Source organism: Streptomyces longwoodensis, assembly GCF_001514125.1.
Lineage (GTDB): Bacteria > Actinomycetota > Actinomycetes > Streptomycetales > Streptomycetaceae > Streptomyces > Streptomyces longwoodensis.
In genome coordinates this window covers 522,672-539,249 of the sequence record NZ_KQ948553.1, presented here as the reverse complement: position 1 = coordinate 539,249, position 16,578 = coordinate 522,672, and the positions used below count along the sequence as shown (strand labels likewise).

Here is a 16,578-nt window from a genome sequence, read left to right as displayed (position 1 = left end):
GGCACCGGCATTCAGTTGTGACTGTGCGGTTCGTGCTCGGTGTTCGGTTGTGGCTGTGCCCGGTCTTGGGTTGTGACTGTGCCGGCTGTGCTCGCTGTGCGGTTGTGGCTGTGCGCTCGTGGCGGCCGTGCTGATCGTGGTGGCCGTGTGCCGGACTCCCGGCTCCCCTCCGGAAGGGAGCCCGACCAACCACCAGGAAGCGTGACCATGTCGGGGAAGTTGGCAGCCAACTTCACTGTACTTATGTCCGTTGGGAAGCGTCTCATAACCATCTCTTCGTGAACTGCCGGAAGATGGCGGGAAGTTGTACTGTTCGGACGTGGAGCCGGAGCACGCCTCCGCCAGTGGGCGGAAAGGGCAACAACGGCCACGGACATCACACCGCGAGGTGGCCGACGAGCTGCGCGCCAGGATCAGGTCCGGGGTGCTGCGGCCGGGGCAGCGCATGCCCACCCAGGCCAAGCTGGCCGATGAGTTCGGAGTGGAACGCGGTGCCGTACGGCAGGCCCTGCGCATCCTCCAGGCGGAGCGCCTGCTCACCAACGTCTCCAAGGGCGCACCCGCCACCGTGGCCCCCGACCTGGGGCTGAGCCGGGTCCCGGCCGGGCCGACGGCGCCGCCGCAGCCGACGATGGTGGCGCTGGCGCCGCGGATCGCGGAGGCGTTCGCGGCGGAGCACGTGCGGATCGACGCGCTCTGCCTGACCTCCGTCTCGCTCACACTTGCCATCGGCGAACCCCTCCGGCAGATTCACGCGGGCCGATTGAATCCGGCCAAGGTCGACGTGCGGGTGCTGCTGCCGTCCCGGGACATCGACCTGGCGTTCCCGGCGCCGGTGACCGACGGCTCGGCCGCCGCCCGGCTGCGCCGCCACTGGCTCACCCACCGCAACGCGCAGGTGCAGGTCCTGCGGCACAACCTGCTGGCCCTGCGCAGCACGCACGGCATCGACGTGGGCGTCACCTTCCGCGCGCTGCCGTTCACGCCGCCGGTGAAGCTGTACCTCCTCAACGGCACGGAGGCGCTGTTCGCGTACTACACGCTGGAGCGGCGCGAGCAGCTCATCGACCAGGAGCAGTTCCAGATGTACGACGCCGAGGGCACCCGCTCGATGCTGTTCGCCTTCGAGCGGGGTGCCGGGGCGCGGGACACGACGTTCGTGGAACAGTCCCACCTGTGGTTCGACGCGCTGTGGGAGACGATCAGTTCGCAGCTGGTGCTCACGAACTGACCGCCGGCCCGGTGACCAGCACCGCGAGGATCACGGCACCGAGGGAGACGGCGGCGGGGATCCTGGCCCGCAGGCCGAGGGTCAGCAGGAGCAGTCCGGCGGCGCCGGCGGTGCCGTACTTCCACTGCACGGCCTGTTCGAGGAGTGCGGAGAGGAGGGCGTAGGCAGGCACGGTCTTCCTCCCTTCGGAGGGTCCGGTCGTGCGGAGGCGGGACGCGAAGGCCGGCGTCCCCGGTCGAGGGGGAGGCAAACCTTCCGCCAACTCGACTGAGTTGGCAACCAACTTCACTAAGGTTGTCCCCACTTGGTACCAACCCTCAAACAGCTTTCCGGCAACTCCCCGTAGATGGATCTAAGTTGTAGCGTTTGGTTGTGACCCAGGAGAACGTGGCAGTGAACGGCAGCAAGCGGCTCACGCCCCAGGAGATCGCCGACGTCCTGCGCGAACGCATCCGCGCCGGCGAGCTCAGGGCGGGTGACCGGCTGCCCACCCAGGCCGAACTCGCCGAGGAGTTCGGCGTGGAACGGGGCACCGTCCGCCAGGCCCTGCGCGCCCTCCAGGAGGACGGCCTGCTGACCAACGTCAGCAAGGGCAGCCCGCCGCGGATCGCGGAGCCCCGGCCGACGGGCGGCGACACCCCGCTGCCCACGACGGTCGGCCTGGCCCCCCGCCTCACGAAGGCGTTCGCCGCCCCCGAGGTGTGCGTGGACGTCGTCAGCCACACCTCCGAGACCCTGATGCTCGCCCTCGGCGAGCCGGTCCGCCGGATCTACGAGGGCTCGAGCCGCCCCCGGAGCATCCGCTTCCGCGTCCTGCTGCCGTCCCGGGAGATCAACCTCGCCTTCCCGGTCCTCGTCGGGGGCCACACCGCCGACGACCCGGTCCACGAGCGCTGGCTGGCCATGCGCAACGCCCAGGCCCAGGTGCTGCGCCACAACCTGCTGGCCCTGCGCTCCGTGCACAACATCGACGTGAGCGTCACCTTCCGCGCGCTGCCCTTCACCCCGCCGGTCAAGCTGTACCTCCTCAACGGCGAGGAGGCGCTGCTCGGCTACTACATGCTCGAACGCCGGGAGGAGGAGTACGACAGCCGGACCCTGGAGATGTGGGACGCCCTCGGCTCGGAGTCCCTCCTGTTCTCCTTCGAGAAGAAGTCCGGCGAACGGGACGCCGCGTTCGTCACGGAATCCCAGAAGTGGTTCGACGCCCTCTGGGAAACCATCACGTCGGACCTGACACTCTCCTAGTGACTTCTACCGACACCGAGAACGAGACCATGGAGCTGCGCGAGCTGCGGGAGCTGATCGTTCGGGCGCGGGTCGTCCTGTGGGACTTCGACGGACCGGTCTGCCGGCTGTTCGCGGGGCACCCCGCGGCGGACGTGGCGAGGGGCCTGATCGGCCACCTGGAGAAGCTGGGGCTGGGCGAGCTGCTCACCCCGGACGAGCGGCGGTCCACCGACCCGCACGTCCTGCTGCGCGCGGTGGACCGCCACCGGCCCGGCAGCGACCTCGTCGCCCGGTTGGAGGACCACCTGACCGCGGAGGAGCTCAAGGCGGCCGAGTCCGCGATGCCCACGCCGTACGCCGACCCGGTCATCCGCACCTGGGTGGCGGTGGGCTCCCGGATGGTGATCACCACCAACAACGCGCCCCGGGTGGTGCGTTCCTACCTGACCGAGCGGGGCCTGCTGTCCTGCTTCGCGCCCCACATCTACGGCCGCACGAACGACCTCCAGCTCCTCAAGCCGGACCCGTACTGCCTCAACCGCGCCCTCAGCGCTACGGGTTCGGCCCCCGGCGACGCGCTGATGATCGGCGACACCGCGTCCGACTTCCAGGCCGCCCGGGCCGCCGGGGTCCCCTTCCTCGGCTACGCGCGCAACGAGCGCAAGGAGAAGGTGCTCAGGGAGGCGGGTGCCACCGCGGTCGTGGACTCCCTGCGCCTGATCCACGAGGTGCTCTGGCAGGTTCACGCCTGACTCAGGAGCACCACCAGGACGACGGCCGCACCCACGGCCAGCCCTTCGTGCCGGGCCCTGATCCCCACCCCGAGTCCGAACAGCAGCACCATCCCCACCACGCCGAGCCTGGACTGCACCAGCGACGCCGCGGACCACTCGGCCAGCCCGCACAGTGCCGTGAGCAGAAGCATCCCCGTCCCCCTGTCCTGACGACCTTCGCGAACCGATCAACTCCCGGTCCAATTGGACTGGTTGTCGTACCGAGTATGTCCCCGGTCCTTCTGATCCTTTAACCGGCAGGAGCAGACGGGCGTTCGGGTGTGACGATTGGACTGGAAGTGGTGCGGTCGCCGGACGGACAGCGGTACGGTCGTGCCATGGACGCGCAACGCAGCGGTGAGGGGGGCGGCAAGGAGTTCCAGCGGGTCTTCAGCACGCTCCTGACCCGGATCGCCGAAGGCCGCTACCCCTTGCGCTCCTACCTGCCGCCCCAGCGTGAACTCGCCGCTGAGTTCGACGTGTCACGCGACACCGTCCAGCGGGTCATGCGCGAACTCGTCAGCGAGGGCTGGATCGAGAGCCGGCAGGGCAGCGGTTCACGGGTGGTCAAGACCCAGCGGATCCACTCGCCCAGGACCGGCGCCCGGCAGGGCACCACCCTGGGGCCCCTGCTGGGCGCGGTCTTCGAACAGCCCCACGTGACGCTCGACGTGTACACCCTGACCTCGGAATCGCTGGACGCCCACATCCGGCTCCAGGTGGAGCGCATCCGGGCCGGCGAGATCGCCCCCGCCGGTATCGCCCTGCGCATGCTCCTGCCCGACGACACCGAGCCGTTGCCGTACCCGGCGGTCAAGGGCGACCCCCGTGACACCCGGTTGCTCCACCGCATGCGGGCCATCACCCGCCGGCACACCGAGTCGCTGCTCCAGGCGCTCGACGACCTCAGGACCGAGGGGCTCGTGCCGTCGGTCGCGGTCACCTTCCGGCGGGTCCGGCTGACTCCCACCTTCAAGCTCTACCTGCTCAACGGGACCGAGGCGCTGTTCGGCCCCTACGAGGTGGTGGAGCGCCGGATCAGGGTGCAGGAGGAGGAGGTGACCGCCCTCGACGTGCTGGGGCTCGGCGCCACCCTCACGCACCACGTGAAGGACGACGAACCGGACTCGTCCGGCACCGTTTTCGTCGAATCCATGCAGGCGTGGTTCGACTCGGTCTGGAACGGACTCGCCACCTGACCGCAACCCGGCTGCGCTAGCATCGCGAACCGCGCGAGCAACCTCACCCGCCCGTACGTATGGATGGCGAACACGCCACTGTCGAACGACCGGCGCGGACGAGTGGCCGACCACCCGTTGTGCCCACCCGATCGGCGCTCTGGTCGTGCGGCCCCTTGCACGGCATCTAACGTGTGCCTCACCATCCGATCCCAGCGCGAGTACCGGAGCGGCCCCGTGGTCGACCCCTCAGTTCCCCTCTCTCTCCTCGGGGAGCGACCCGCCGACGACGGGACGGCGTCCGTGCTCCTGTGCGGGTTCGCCGACACCGCCGCGTCGACGGGACGGGCGGCCAGCGGCCACCACAACCGCAACTACGTCCTCCCGGTCACCCCGGCGGTGGCCCCGCTGCTGCGCCGCCCGCCCGGCACGCCCGTGACGGTGCGCGTCCCCCGCAGCGACGCGCCCTCCGTGGTCATCAGGACGTGGCACGACGAGGCCGCCGTCCTGCGCGCCGTGCACGCGGCCCTGCCGCACACCCCCGAATGCCTCGCCGAACAGCCCGGCTTCGCCGTCCACAGCTACGTGGAGGGCGCGCCGCTGTCCGCGCTCTGCCCCGGCGACAAGCCCGTCGACTCCCTGCTGGTGCAGGAACTCGCCGGACTGCTGGCCGGGACGGCCCTGGTGCCGCCGGAGACCCTGCCGCCCCTGCCCGACGACTGGCCCGCCGACCACACCGACAGCAGGGGCTTCCTGAGGACCCTGGCCGGACTGGCGGACCGGCAGGTCCGCCGGGCCAACGAGGCCGACTTCGGCGGGCTGTTCGCCGACCTCGGCATCCCCGCGGGCGCCCTGCTGTCGTTCGCCGAGAACCTCCCCGCCCTGACCCGGCGGCCGTACGGCCTGCTGCACGGCGATCTCCACCGCGACAACCTGATCGTCTCCTACGCCGGCGACCCGCCCCTCGTCTGCCTCGACTGGGAACTGGCCACCTACGGCGATCCGCTGCACGACCTCGCCACCCACTTGGTCCGCATGCGCTACCCCGACCACCAGCGCCCCGAGGTGATCGAGGCATGGGCACGGGCCATGGGCGAGGTGCGTCCGGCGGCCGTCGACGGCCTGGACCGGGACCTGCGCCACTACCTCGCCTTCGAACACGCGCAGTCCGTCTACCCGGACATCATGCGCACCGCCCGCTCCCTGGAGACCTCCCCCACGCGCCGGCGCCTCGACGAGGCCACGGTGGAGGTGCGCCGGGCCCTGCTCACCGCGCAGCGTCCCCTGCGCCTGCGCGTCCTTCCCCCGGCCGGGGAGATCGAGCAGGCGCTGCTGCGGTGGCTGGCGGCGCGCGGTCACGACCCCGCCGGGATCGTCGGTGCCGGACGCGACCGGGTCCCGGCGTGGCGCCCCGACGAGCGCCTGCCCGGGACGCCCGGGTTCCGTCGCGAGCACGTCGAGGAGGTCCTGGCGGCCGAGGCGGTGGCCCCGGCGCACCGGGTGTTCGAGGGCTCCGCCCACCGCAACGTGGTGGTCCAGCCGTCGAACGGCCGTCCCCCGGTGGTGGTACGCCGCCGGCTGCCCGGGGCACCCCGCCGGGAGCGCAGTTACCTGAGCGAGCACGCGGTGCTCCGGGCCATCGAGGCATCCAAGATCCCGGTGTCGGCCCCGCGTGCCCTGGCCCTCGGCACGAGCCACGGCGACGACCACTTCGCCGTGCACACCTACGTCGGCACGCACCCCGACCAGCCGCCCGTGCACCCCGTCAGGGGCCTGCGCCCCCGGGAGGCGGACGGGCTGGTCGACCAGTTGTGCGCCCTGACGGAGGTCGACTACCGCCACCTCGACCCGACGGCCGGCGAGGGCCGCTTCCACACCTGGCTGACCGAGCAACTCGTGCTGCTGGTCCGGCACCTGTCACCGCAGACCGGGCAACTGGCCCGAGGCCTCGGCCTGCCCGGCCCCAGGGTGCTGCGGCAGGTCCTGCTCCGGCACCGGGTCACCGAGCGCACCCCCACCCTCCTGCACGGCGACCTCAACCCGTGGAACCTGGTGTGCCGCCCCGACCGGCTGGGCGTCACCCTGATCGACTGGGAGATGGCGGTGGTGGGTGACCCGCTCTACGACCTGGTCCGGCACCTGCACCTGACCCCCACCCGGCCGGAGATCAGGGAGCGCCTCTTCCGCCGCTGGGAGGCACGGATGCCGCCGCAGCACACGGTGAACTGGCGGGAGGACTGGAGGGTCTACCGCTGGCTGGAGCTGATCCGCTCCGCGTACCTCGACCTCGACCGCCTGGTCACCGGCGCGGGCCTGGACGCGCCCAACGTGCGCCGGGCCGTCGACTCCTACGCCGGGACGCTAACCGCCGCCACCGCCGCGCTCGGCCGACCCCTGCCGGCCCCGGCCAACCCCTACCTTCTGCGTGCCCTCACCTAGGAGCGCTCCGGCACGTCCCGCTGCGTAGGCTCACCCCCGTGACCGATCACGGAACGCGCCCCCCGGGCCTGCGGGAGCGCAAGAAGCAGCGGATGTACGAGTCCGTGTCGGAGACGGCCATCCGGCTCTTCCTGGAGCGCGGTTTCGACGCCGTGTCCGTCGCCGAGGTGGCCGCCGCGGCGGAGATCTCCAAGCCGACGCTGTTCCGGTACTTCCCGGCCAAGGAGGACCTCGTCCTGCACCGGATCGCCGATCACGAGCGGGAGGCGGCGCGGGTCGTCGAGGCCGCGCCGGACGTGCCGCCCCTGCACGCCCTGCGCCGCCACTTCCTCGAACGGCTCGCCGCCGGCGACCCCGTCACCGGCCTCAACGACCACCCGCAGGTCGTGGCCTTCCACTCCCTCGTCTACGGCACCCCGTCCCTGGTCGCCCGCATGTACCGCCACCTCGAACGCTCGGAGGCCGCCCTGGCCGAGGCCCTCGGCGGCGACCTGGAGTCCCGGCTCGCCGCCGGGCAGGTCGTCGCGGCGCAGCGGATCCTCGCGGAGGAGAACTTCCGGCGCGTCGCGGCGGGCGAGCCGGTGGACGCCGTACGGCCGGAGGCGGTGGCGGCGGCGGAGCGGGCCTTCGGGCTGCTGGAGGAGGGGCTGCGGCGGTTCGCCGGCGCGTGAGGGCGCAGCACCGCAGGGGCCCGAGCAGCGAGGCTCGGTAAAAAATGTTACTCGGTAACGACGATGCCGTACCCTCGACGCATGACCGACTCCGCCGCTCCCGCCGCCGCCCACGACACCCCTCCTGAGGCCACCCGGCACGTCGATCACGCCCCGCACCCCGACCACCCGCACCCCGATCACCCGCACCCCGATCACCCGCACCCCGACCACCCGTACCCCGGCCTCCGCCCCGAACTCCACCGCGAGCGCGCCCACCACGACCGCTGCCGCACCGCCCTCGCCGCCATGGTCGACGGCGCCGAGGAACAGGTCGTCATCGGTGAGGACGTCTCCGCCTCCGGGGCCGACGCCGAGGTCCTCGGGTACCGGCTGCGCAGTCACGCCAAGGCGCTGCGCGAACTGCCCGAGGGCCCGCTGTTCTTCGGCCGGCTCGACTTCGGCGACGACGGCCCGGGAGCCGGTCTCGGCGGGCTGCACATCGGCCGCCTGCGCATCGGGGAGCACCCGGCCGCCCCGCCGCTCGTGGTCGACTGGCGCGCTCCCGTCTCCCGCGCCTTCTACCAGGCGAGCGCCGGCGACCCCCAGGGCGTGGTCGTCCGCCGCCGCTTCGGCTGGGCGCCGGGCAGCCGGGGTGACTCCGCCGACCTCACCGGGTTCGAGGACGAGCACCTGGGCGCCCGCGCGGGGGAGGGGGCGCCCCCTGGGCCGGCCTCCGCCCCGAGCGCCCTGCTCGCCCAGGAGATCGAGCGCCCCCGCGTCGGCCCGATGCGGGACATCGCCGCGACCATCCAGCCCGAGCAGGACGACCTCGTGCGCGGCGGCCTCGGTGACACCGTGTGCGTCCAGGGCGCCCCCGGCACCGGCAAGACCGCCGTCGGCCTGCACCGCGCCGCCTACCTCCTCTACACCCACCCCCAGCGCATCCACCGCGGCGGCCTGCTCGTCCTCGGCCCGCACCGGGCCTTCCTCTCGTACATCGCCGAGGTGCTGCCCTCCCTCGGCGAGACGGGCGTACGGCAGTCGACCCTGCACGACGAGATCGCCCGCCACCCGGTGACCGGCACCGACAGCGACCTCGCCGCGGGCGTCAAGCACGACGCCCGGATGGCGGAGGTGCTGCGCCGGGCGCTCTACGCGCGCGTGAGCGCCGACCGCGCGACCGGCGTCGTCATCGCCGAGGACTCCTGCCGGTGGCGCGTCACGCGCGATGAGCTCGCCGCGGTCGTCGCGGGGGTGCGCGCCGAGGAGCCGCCGTACGCGATCGGGCGGGAGCGGGTGCGGGCCCGGATCGTGCGGCGGATCCAGGACCAGGCCGAGCGCCGGGCCGGCCCGCGCCCCGCCTCCTGGGTGCGGCGCGTCGAGCGGGCACGGGTGGTGAGCGCCTGCGTGGAGGCCGTCTGGCCGAAGGTGCGGCCCGAGGAGGTCGTCGCCGAACTCCTCGCCGACGCCGAGGCGTTGGCCCGGGCGGCCGACGGCCTGCTCGACCCGGCCGAGCAACGGGCGCTGCGCCCGCCGCGTCCCCCGCGCTCCTGGAAGTCCGCGCGCTGGTCGGCCGCCGACCAGGTGCTGCTCGACGAGGTCGCCGGCCTGATCGACCACCCCGAGGGGTACGGCCACGTCGTGGTCGACGAGGCGCAGGACCTCTCCCCGATGGAGTGCCGGGCCATCGCCCGCCGCGTCCGCTTCGGCTCCCTCACGGTCCTCGGTGACCTGGCCCAGGGCACGACCCCGTGGGCCGCGCGGTCCTGGCCGGTGCAGATGGCCCACCTCGGGCGGCCCGGGGCGCCGGTCGTCCCCCTCACCACGGGCTTCCGCGTGCCGGGCGCGGTGGCCGACCTCGCCAACCGGCTGCTCCCGCAGCTGGACGTGGACGTACCGCCCGCGCGGTCGCTGCGCACGGACGGCGAACTGCGCCTGCGTCGCGCGGACGGCGACCTGCTCACCGCGGTCACCGACGCCGTGCGCGACGCCCTCGACCGCGAGGGCTCGGTCGGTGTGGTGTCGGCGGACGCCCACACGGACGAGGTCCGCCGCGCCCTCACGGCGGCCGGCATCGCGACGACGGGCCCGGAGGCCACGACGGCCCGGGTGACGGTGGTCCCGGCGAGCCTGGTGAAGGGCCTGGAGTACGACCACGTCGTCGCCGTGGAACCGGCGGCGATCGCGGAGACCCGCCCCCGGGGCCTGCACCGGCTGTACGTGGTCCTCACGCGCGCGGTGTCACGGCTGGACGTGGTGCACACGAGGGAGCTGCCGTGGGAGGAGGCGGAGGCGTCGCCGACTTGAGAGGCGCCCGCCGACGGTCGGCCCACCGCACCCGCATCGACGAACTCCTGGCCAAGGAGGGCTTCCGGGACTGATCCTGGATCGGATGCTGCTCTTCCTGGACATCGACGGCACGCTGATCCCGTTCGGCGGACGGACGCCGTGCGCCACGTACACCGGCCCCACGCCTCCCGCCCACCCGCTGCTCGCCCGGCTCGATCCGGCCCTCGGGCCCTGCCTGCTGTCGCTCGGCTGCACGTTGACGTGGGCCACCACTTGGGGCGAGGACGCGAACAGCGTGGTGGCACCGTGGCTCGGCCTGCCGCCCCTGCCGGTGGTGGACTGGCCCGAGGAGACGGACGAGACGCCCCGGCCGGGCGGGGTCCACTGGAAGACCGAGGCGCTCCTCGCCCGGGCGGCGGCCCGCCCCTTCGTCTGGCTGGACGACGAGATCACCGACGCCGACCGCGCGTGGGTGGCCGCCCGGCACCCGGCGCCCGCCCTCCTCCACCGGGTCGACCCCGGCGTCGGCCTGACGAAGGCCGACCTGGCGGGCCTGCGGGAGCGACTCGCGCGAGCCGGCCTGCGCCGAGGCCGATGAACCCGCCGACGGCCACCGCCACGGCCCGGCTGCAGCCCCAGCCAGGGCGACTACGACGGTGTCCGCTACGCCCGCCCCGTGTACGTGAAGTCGTACGCCCCCCAGTCCGCCGCCGCGCGGTACCCCAGGCGCTGGTACAGGGCGTTGCTCGTGGGGTTGGAGCGGTCGGCGAAGAGGACGACGTCCCGGACGCCCTGGGTGAGGGCGGCCCGGGTCACCTCGGTCGTCACGGCGGCCGCGTAGCCGTGTCCGCGCAGCTCGGGCGGGGTGTAGACGATGTCCACCTGGATCTGGCCGCCGATCAGGGGGTTCATGCCGGCGACGGAGACGGGGGTGCCGTCCGGGGTCTCCCACAGGGTGTAGCGCTTGTCGGCGAAGCGGGTGCGGGGCCAGGACGCGGCGTCGGCCGGGGCGGCCTCGCCGAGCGCCCGGGCGAACGCGCCGCACCAGTGGATGACTTCCTCCAGGTCCTGCTCGCCGAGCACGCGGCTGCGGCCCGCCGGCATCGGCTCCGGTGGGGTCAGCGTGCCGAGGCGGTAGAGACGGACCCGTACGTCCCGCGGTCGCGCCGTCGCCCCCGTGTGCCGCTGCCAGGCCCCGGCGAACGCGGTGGCCGTGTCCTGGTCCGCGCTGACGGAGCGCGGCGCGTGCCCGAGGGCGGCCAGCCGGGCGGCGAGGGCGTCGGCCTGCGGGGGCGCGAGCGGGGAGAGGCCCAGCGTGCCGGGCGGGAGCAGGTAGCAGGTCCCGCGCACCTCACCGCCCTGCACCAGCAGGCCGAAGGCGGGAGCCCCGGGCCCGAACGCCCCCGCCCCGCGCACCCGCACCCGCTCGGCCCACGTCGACTGCATGACGTGCATCCAGGGCCGCCCCCGCAGGAACCCGCCGGCCCGCCGGAGGAACTCCCCGACGTCGTCCACGAGGTGCCAGTCGTCCGGGGCGGCGGGGCGTGAGTCATCGGCGCGCATGCCTCATGGTTTCCCTTCCGGCGACCCCTCGCCCACGGTGTCCGCATGCGGGGCACCCCCGGCGGACCGGTCGTCGGTGCGGTCCGCCAGGTGCGGGTCGATCGTGGCCGCCCAGTGCTCCGCCCAGCGGGCGAGGGGGTTCAGGGCGTGGCGCGCCTCCTGCCCCAACGGGGTGAGCTCGTAGCGGCTGTCGGGCAGTTGGTGGATCACCCGGGCGTCCAGCAGTTCGGTCAGGCGTTGCCGCATCACGCTGGAGGACATGTCGTCGCACCGCTTCTGCAGGGGGCGGAAGCCCAGCGGTCCCGCGCGCAGCTCCCACAGGATGCGCAGGCTCCAGCGCCGCCCGAACAGATCGAGTGCGGCCATGAGTGGCCGGCCGGTGGTGGAGCCGCGAACGGGGCTGCCAGGTCGGGGTGTTGCCATGTCGAGACGTCCCGCTCTCCAGAGTTGCCGCTTCGGATTCCGACACGCTAGCATCGACGACCGCTTCGGTAATCGAAGCGAAGGAGGTCGGCGTCATGCCCGAAGTGGTGGTCGTGGACGCGTGTCAGCGGGACGGCGCGGGCGGCAGCCCGACCGCCGTCCTGGACGATGCGCCGTTCACCGACGAGGAACGACGCCGCATACCGGCGGAGTGGGGTACGTCGCACGCCGTCTTCCTCCGCTCGGCCGGGACCGAGCGCGGCCATCCCGCCTACACATTGCGGTTCTTCACCGCCCGGGCCGAACTGCCCGCCTGCGGCCACGGCACCGTCGCCGCCCTCGCCGTGCTCGCCGAACGGGACGGCGGTGACCGCGACCACCGCGCCGTCCTGCGTACGGCCCACCGCACCTTCACCGGTCGGGCGAGCCGCGACGGTGACGGCCTGACGGCGTCGTTCGACCCGGGCCCGGTGAGCCTGCGGAGCGCGGCTGGGCCCGAGTTGAGGGCCGTTGCAGCCGGCCTCGGACTGACGGCGGGCGCGGTCGCCGACAAGGCCTGTGTGGCGTCGAACGGGCGGCCGAGGCTCCTGCTGCCCCTCCGGTCGCGCGCCGTACTGGCCGAACTCACGCCGGACCTGGCCCGGTTGCGCGCGGCCTGTGACCGTCACGGCCTGCTCGGCTGCTACGCCTACTCGCCCCCGGACCGGCACGGCCGAGCGGCGGCCCGGATGTTCGCGCCGTCGATCGGCGTCCCCGAGGACATCGCCAACGCCAACAGCACGGCCTGCCTGGCGGCGCACGCCGCCGGGTCCGGCACGCACCGCCTCGCCGTCGACATGGGAGATCACCTCGGCAGCCCGTCCACCGTCACGGCGACCACCCGCCACGACCGCACGGGACTGCGGATCCGCGTCGGCGGGCGAGCGGCGATCGCGCGCACGGTCGTACGAGGTCTCGGGCCAACCCGTTTCTGACAGAGGAGGAACCGTGGCCAAGGGCTACTGGGTCAGTGTCTACCGCACCGTCGCGGACCCCGAGAGGGTCGCCGCCTACGACGAGCTCGCCCGTCCGGCCGTCAGGGCCGCGGGCGGACGGCTGCTCTCCCGCGGCAGCCGGGTCGTCGCCCACGACGCCGGAATCGCCGAGCGCACCGTCCTGATCGAGTTCGACAGCTTCGACCAGGCGGTCGCCGCACGCGCGAGTGCCGCGTACCAGGAGGCACTGGCCGTACTCGCCGACGGTGTCGAGCGCGACTTCCGGATCATCGAGGGTCTCGACTGACGACCGATGCTGCGGCAGGGAGGAGGAGTCACCCTCCTTCCGGGTGGCGTGACACACTCTTGCTAGCGATTGCTTGCAATTGTTAGCAGGGGTGGGGCACGCTGGGGGCATGGCATCGCTCAACGTCGGCAATCTCGGTGAGTACCTGCGCGAGCAGCGGCGCAACGCCCAGCTGTCGCTCAGGCAGCTCGCCGACGCTGCCGGGGTGTCGAACCCGTACCTGAGCCAGATCGAGCGCGGGCTGCGCAAGCCGAGCGCGGAGGTGCTGCAGCAGGTCGCCAAGGCGCTGCGGATCTCCGCCGAGACGCTGTACGTGCGGGCCGGGATCCTCGACGCCGAGCGCGACCGCGACGAGGTCGAGACGCGCGCCGCCATCCTCGCCGACCCGACGCTCACCGAGCAGCAGAAGCGGGCGCTGCTCCAGATCTACGAGTCGTTCCGCAAGGAGAACGGCTTCGACATCGACACCCGCGGCGAGCGCCCCGCCGACGCCGCGCCCCCCGGGCGCGTCGACGGCACCGCCGCCCACCGCGGTCGTACCGTCGGCGAAGAGGCCGGACACGACGACCACGGCCCGCTCGGTGGGTACGACGACGACGCCGATCCGCGGCAGACGGCCGGTTGACCGGACCAGGGGACCGACCGTCCGACCGCGGAGCGACACCACCCCCAGCCGAACACGACGACCGCGCACCACGCGCGCAAGGGAGGACCCTCACCATGGCCATCACCGACGACCTGCGCAAGACCCTCAGCGACCCCACGCCGCTCTACTTCGCCGCCGGCACCGCCGACCTGGCGCTGCAGCAGGCCAAGAAGGTGCCCGGCCTGGTGGAGCAGCTGCGCGTCGAGGCCCCGGCCCGCTTCGAGGCCGTGCGCAACACCGACCCCAAGGACGTCCAGGAGAAGGCCGCCGCCCGCGCCAAGGAGGCCCAGGAGACCCTGCAGAGCCGGGTCACCGACTTCTTCTCCTCCCTCGACGGCGACCTGAAGAAGCTGGGCGAGAACGCCCAGGACCTCGCCCTGCGCAGCGTCGGCGTCGCCGCCGAGTACGCCGTCAAGGCCCGCGAGGCCTACGAGAAGGTCGCCGAGCACGGCGAGCAGGCCGTCCGGCAGTGGCGCGGCGGCGCCGCAGAGGGCATCGAGACCGTCGCCGAGGGCATCGAGAGCGTCGCCGACGGCGTGGAGAACTTCGCCGTCGCCGTCGAGTCGGACCCCGCGCCCAAGCCGCAGCCCGTCACGGTCCAGGAGGACAGCGGCACGGTCGGCACGGCCACCGCCGCGTCCGCCTCGGCCAAGAAGACCCCGGCCGCGAAGAAGACCCCGGCGCCCCGCCGGACGACGACCACCGCCAAGAAGACGCCCCCGCCCGCCAAGTGACCCCGACGCGGGCGGCACACGGATCGGGCCGGCACTCCGGGCACTCCCGGAGCGTCCGGCCCGTTCTCCTGGTACACCGTCCCGAACGCGGGTGGCGGTGACACGGTTTGCGGGTACGGTGACCGCGTAGAGACGCGCCGAGTCGGGTGGTGGACGTAGTGCTGATGCAGGGGTTCGCAGGCTTCATGTGGCTGCTGAGCATGGCGCTGATCCTTTTCAGCGGCTTCGCTCTGATCGACGCCGCCACGCGCCGCGAGGACGCCTACCGCGCGGCCGACAAGCAGACCAAGCCCTTCTGGCTGATCGTCCTCGCGCTCGCCTTCGTGGTGAACCTGATCTTCAACATCCTGTCGTTCCTGCCGATCATCGGCCTGATCGCGACGATCGTGTACATGGTCGACGTGCGCCCCGCGCTGCGCTCCCTCCCGGGCGGCGGCCGCAGCGGCCGGGGCCGCGGCTCCAGCAGCGACGGCCCGTACGGCCCGTACAACGGCGGCCGCTGACAGCCCGCGTCCACGAAACCCCGTACGGCCGCGGCGGCTTCGGACAGCCGACGCTCACGTCGGGGCCGTACAGCGCGTGCCGCTGACGGTGGGAAGCCGCCCGACGAGGGGTTCCGTCAGTCCCGCGTCCGCTCCAGCAGCATCAGCGCCACGTCGTCCGTCAGCTCGCCGCCGTTGAGCTCGCGCACCTCGTTCACCGAGGAGCGCAGCAGCTCCTCGCCGCGCAGGCCCTCGCCGAGCAGCCGGCGGATCATCTCCACCATGCCGTCCTGCCCGAGCCGCTCCCGGCTCCCCGTGCCGACCCGGCCCTCGATCAGGCCGTCGGTGTAGAGCAGCAGGCTCCACTCGGCACCCAGCTGTACCTGCGTGCGCGGCCAGCGGGCGCCGGGCAGCAGGCCCAGCGCCGGGCCGTTGTTGTCGTACGGCAGCAGGCGGGCCGGTCCGTCGGGCCGCGCGATCAGCGGGGCCGGGTGGCCGGCCAGGCACAGGCCGGCCCGGCGGCCGTCCGGCGCGATGTCCACCGTGCACAGCGTCGCGAAGATCTCGTCGTCGTCCCGCTCGTGCTCCAGCACCTGCTGCAGCGTGCCGAGCAGCTCGTCCCCGCACAGCCCCGCCAGCGTGAGCGCCCGCCAGGCGATGCGCAGCTCCACGCCGAGCGCCGCCTCGTCGGGCCCGTGCCCGCAGACGTCGCCGATCATGGCGTGCACGGTGCCGTCGGGCGTGCGCACGGTGTCGTAGAAGTCCCCGCCGAGCAGCGCGCGCGAGCGGCCGGGGCGGTAGCGGGCGGCGAAGCGCAGCGAGGAGCCCTCCAGCAGGGGCGTGGGCAGCAGGCCCCGCTCCAGCCGGGCGTTCTCCTGCGCGCGCAGCCTGCCCTCGGCGAGCCGGCGCTCCGCGCTGTCGGACCGCTTGCGCTCCACGGCGTAGCGGATCGCCCGGCTCAGCAGCCGTCCGTCCAGCTCCTCGTGGAACAGGTAGTCCTGGGCGCCCACGCGCACGGCCTCGGCGCCGCGCTCGGCGTCGCCGGACGCGGTCAGCGCCAGCACGGCGTGCCGGGGCGCGAGCCGCAGCACCTGCTTGAGCACGGCGAGCTCGTCGTCGTCCTCCTGGGCGCGGCCGGTCACGGGCAGCGCGAGGTCCAGCAGGATGCAGTGGACGTCGTCGGTGAGCAGCCGCTCGGCCTCGGTGAGGTTGCGGGCGGTGCGCACCCGGATGGGCTTGCCGGCCTGGTCGAGCAGGCCGGGCACGACCGGGGCGGCCGCCGGGTCGTCCTGGATCAGCAGCAGGCCCAGGTTGGCCGGGGTACTGGTGGTGGCGGTGGCGGCGGTCTCGACCGTCGCTTCCTTGCGGCCGTCGGTGCGTGCGGCTCGGTTGTTCGCCTCTTCCTCGAGGGGAGCGCCGCCGCCCTGCGGCGACGCGGTCCGCGCCTGACCGCTCTCCACGGCCGGGATCGCTCTCTGCCGCGGTACGGGTACGGGCATCGTCTTGGGTTCCTTCCCTCCCCCCGAGGGCACGGCGGGGACGAGGGACCTCGACCCACCGACGGGGACCATAGCCGCAACCGGCGCCGCGGGGGAATGGTCCACGGCACGCGGGTCGTCCGCGGACCGCCGTCATGTGCCGGTCCCGCCAGCGCAG

The 16,578-nt window shown here is 73.4% G+C and carries 18 protein-coding genes; 13 read left to right on the top strand and 5 right to left on the bottom strand.

Going from position 1 to position 16,578, the window contains the following annotated elements; genetic code table 11:
* Positions 1-304 precede the first annotated feature (304 nt).
* A complete protein-coding gene (locus tag AQJ30_RS17540) occupies positions 305-1,231 on the top strand; it encodes a GntR family transcriptional regulator (RefSeq protein ID WP_079084110.1) in 927 nt (308 codons plus the stop codon).
* On the opposite strand, the gene AQJ30_RS17535 is transcribed toward AQJ30_RS17540, so the two are convergent.
* Complete coding sequence (locus tag AQJ30_RS17535; protein ID WP_067234554.1) at positions 1,221-1,403, bottom strand: hypothetical protein; 183 nt, start codon at positions 1,401-1,403, stop codon at positions 1,221-1,223. The two genes, AQJ30_RS17540 and AQJ30_RS17535, sit on opposite strands and share 11 nt — an antisense overlap.
* A gap of 194 nt (positions 1,404-1,597) precedes the next feature.
* Between AQJ30_RS17535 and AQJ30_RS17530 the strand changes: the two genes are divergently transcribed.
* A complete protein-coding gene (locus AQJ30_RS17530) occupies positions 1,598-2,479 on the top strand; it encodes a GntR family transcriptional regulator (RefSeq protein WP_067234551.1) in 882 nt (293 codons plus the stop codon).
* A complete protein-coding gene (locus AQJ30_RS17525; RefSeq protein ID WP_079084109.1) occupies positions 2,428-3,213 on the top strand; it encodes an HAD family hydrolase in 786 nt (261 codons plus the stop codon). Before AQJ30_RS17530 ends, AQJ30_RS17525 begins: the two co-directional genes overlap by 52 nt.
* Here AQJ30_RS17525 and AQJ30_RS17520 read toward each other — a convergent pair.
* Positions 3,204-3,386, bottom strand: a complete 183-nt coding sequence (locus AQJ30_RS17520) for a hypothetical protein (RefSeq protein WP_067234546.1) — start codon at positions 3,384-3,386, stop codon at positions 3,204-3,206. The genes AQJ30_RS17525 and AQJ30_RS17520 overlap by 10 nt on opposite strands.
* A 186-nt stretch (positions 3,387-3,572) precedes the next feature.
* Between AQJ30_RS17520 and AQJ30_RS17515 the strand changes: the two genes are divergently transcribed.
* From AQJ30_RS17515 to AQJ30_RS17495, 5 genes are all read left to right on the top strand, one after another.
* Positions 3,573-4,433, top strand: a complete 861-nt coding sequence (locus AQJ30_RS17515) for a winged helix-turn-helix domain-containing protein (RefSeq protein WP_067234544.1) — start codon at positions 3,573-3,575, stop codon at positions 4,431-4,433.
* A 216-nt stretch (positions 4,434-4,649) separates the two neighbouring features.
* A complete protein-coding gene (locus AQJ30_RS17510) occupies positions 4,650-6,851 on the top strand; it encodes a phosphotransferase family protein (protein ID WP_067234542.1) in 2,202 nt (733 codons plus the stop codon).
* Between the two features lie 92 nt (positions 6,852-6,943).
* Positions 6,944-7,522: a TetR family transcriptional regulator gene (locus tag AQJ30_RS17505; protein ID WP_067234540.1), complete on the top strand. Its 579-nt coding sequence runs from the start codon at positions 6,944-6,946 to the stop codon at positions 7,520-7,522.
* Between the two features lie 81 nt (positions 7,523-7,603).
* The gene (locus tag AQJ30_RS17500) at positions 7,604-9,811 is read left to right on the top strand and encodes a HelD family protein (protein ID WP_107119608.1); all 2,208 of its coding nucleotides are present in this window, start codon (positions 7,604-7,606) and stop codon (positions 9,809-9,811) included.
* Between the two features lie 85 nt (positions 9,812-9,896).
* Entirely contained in the window at positions 9,897-10,391 is a 495-nt protein-coding gene (locus tag AQJ30_RS17495) for an HAD domain-containing protein (protein ID WP_067234538.1), read from the top strand.
* Positions 10,392-10,456: 65 nt separating this feature from the next.
* Here AQJ30_RS17495 and AQJ30_RS17490 read toward each other — a convergent pair whose 3' ends face one another.
* Positions 10,457-11,356, bottom strand: coding sequence for a GNAT family N-acetyltransferase (locus AQJ30_RS17490; RefSeq protein ID WP_067234536.1), 900 nt, complete (start codon positions 11,354-11,356; stop codon positions 10,457-10,459).
* Positions 11,357-11,359: 3 nt separating this feature from the next.
* On the bottom strand, positions 11,360-11,722 hold the full coding sequence (locus AQJ30_RS17485; RefSeq protein WP_067234533.1) for a winged helix-turn-helix transcriptional regulator: 363 nt from the start codon (positions 11,720-11,722) through the stop codon (positions 11,360-11,362).
* Between the two features lie 152 nt (positions 11,723-11,874).
* Here AQJ30_RS17485 and AQJ30_RS17480 point away from each other — a divergent pair, with 152 nt between their 5' ends.
* The 5 genes from AQJ30_RS17480 (at position 11,875) to AQJ30_RS17460 (ending at position 14,943) form a co-directional block, all read left to right on the top strand.
* Entirely contained in the window at positions 11,875-12,753 is an 879-nt protein-coding gene (locus AQJ30_RS17480) for a PhzF family phenazine biosynthesis protein (RefSeq protein ID WP_067234530.1), read from the top strand.
* A 13-nt stretch (positions 12,754-12,766) separates the two neighbouring features.
* Complete coding sequence (locus AQJ30_RS17475) at positions 12,767-13,060, top strand: DUF1330 domain-containing protein (RefSeq protein ID WP_067234528.1); 294 nt, start codon at positions 12,767-12,769, stop codon at positions 13,058-13,060.
* Positions 13,061-13,169: 109 nt separating this feature from the next.
* Positions 13,170-13,685, top strand: coding sequence for a helix-turn-helix domain-containing protein (locus tag AQJ30_RS17470; RefSeq protein WP_067234525.1), 516 nt, complete (start codon positions 13,170-13,172; stop codon positions 13,683-13,685).
* A 95-nt stretch (positions 13,686-13,780) separates the two neighbouring features.
* Complete coding sequence (locus AQJ30_RS17465; RefSeq protein ID WP_067234523.1) at positions 13,781-14,440, top strand: hypothetical protein; 660 nt, start codon at positions 13,781-13,783, stop codon at positions 14,438-14,440.
* Positions 14,441-14,604: 164 nt separating this feature from the next.
* Entirely contained in the window at positions 14,605-14,943 is a 339-nt protein-coding gene (locus AQJ30_RS17460; protein WP_079084125.1) for a DUF2516 family protein, read from the top strand.
* Between the two features lie 116 nt (positions 14,944-15,059).
* On the opposite strand, the gene AQJ30_RS17455 is transcribed toward AQJ30_RS17460, so the two are convergent.
* The gene (locus AQJ30_RS17455) at positions 15,060-16,421 is read right to left on the bottom strand and encodes a PP2C family protein-serine/threonine phosphatase (RefSeq protein ID WP_067234517.1); all 1,362 of its coding nucleotides are present in this window, start codon (positions 16,419-16,421) and stop codon (positions 15,060-15,062) included.
* Positions 16,422-16,578: the final 157 nt, after the last annotated feature.

Coding starts and splice junctions, on each gene's coding strand:
- AQJ30_RS17520 (WP_067234546.1), bottom strand. CDS start 3,386: ATGCTTCTGCTCACGGCACTGTGCGGGCTGGCCGAGTGGTCCGCGGCG.
- AQJ30_RS17515 (WP_067234544.1), top strand. CDS start 3,573: ATGGACGCGCAACGCAGCGGTGAGGGGGGCGGCAAGGAGTTCCAGCGG.
- AQJ30_RS17505 (WP_067234540.1), top strand. CDS start 6,944: ATGTACGAGTCCGTGTCGGAGACGGCCATCCGGCTCTTCCTGGAGCGC.
- AQJ30_RS17500 (WP_107119608.1), top strand. CDS start 7,604: ATGACCGACTCCGCCGCTCCCGCCGCCGCCCACGACACCCCTCCTGAG.
- AQJ30_RS17495 (WP_067234538.1), top strand. CDS start 9,897: ATGCTGCTCTTCCTGGACATCGACGGCACGCTGATCCCGTTCGGCGGA.
- AQJ30_RS17490 (WP_067234536.1), bottom strand. CDS start 11,356: ATGCGCGCCGATGACTCACGCCCCGCCGCCCCGGACGACTGGCACCTC.
- AQJ30_RS17485 (WP_067234533.1), bottom strand. CDS start 11,722: ATGGCCGCACTCGATCTGTTCGGGCGGCGCTGGAGCCTGCGCATCCTG.
- AQJ30_RS17480 (WP_067234530.1), top strand. CDS start 11,875: ATGCCCGAAGTGGTGGTCGTGGACGCGTGTCAGCGGGACGGCGCGGGC.
- AQJ30_RS17470 (WP_067234525.1), top strand. CDS start 13,170: ATGGCATCGCTCAACGTCGGCAATCTCGGTGAGTACCTGCGCGAGCAG.
- AQJ30_RS17465 (WP_067234523.1), top strand. CDS start 13,781: ATGGCCATCACCGACGACCTGCGCAAGACCCTCAGCGACCCCACGCCG.
- AQJ30_RS17460 (WP_079084125.1), top strand. CDS start 14,605: ATGCAGGGGTTCGCAGGCTTCATGTGGCTGCTGAGCATGGCGCTGATC.
- AQJ30_RS17455 (WP_067234517.1), bottom strand. CDS start 16,421: ATGCCCGTACCCGTACCGCGGCAGAGAGCGATCCCGGCCGTGGAGAGC.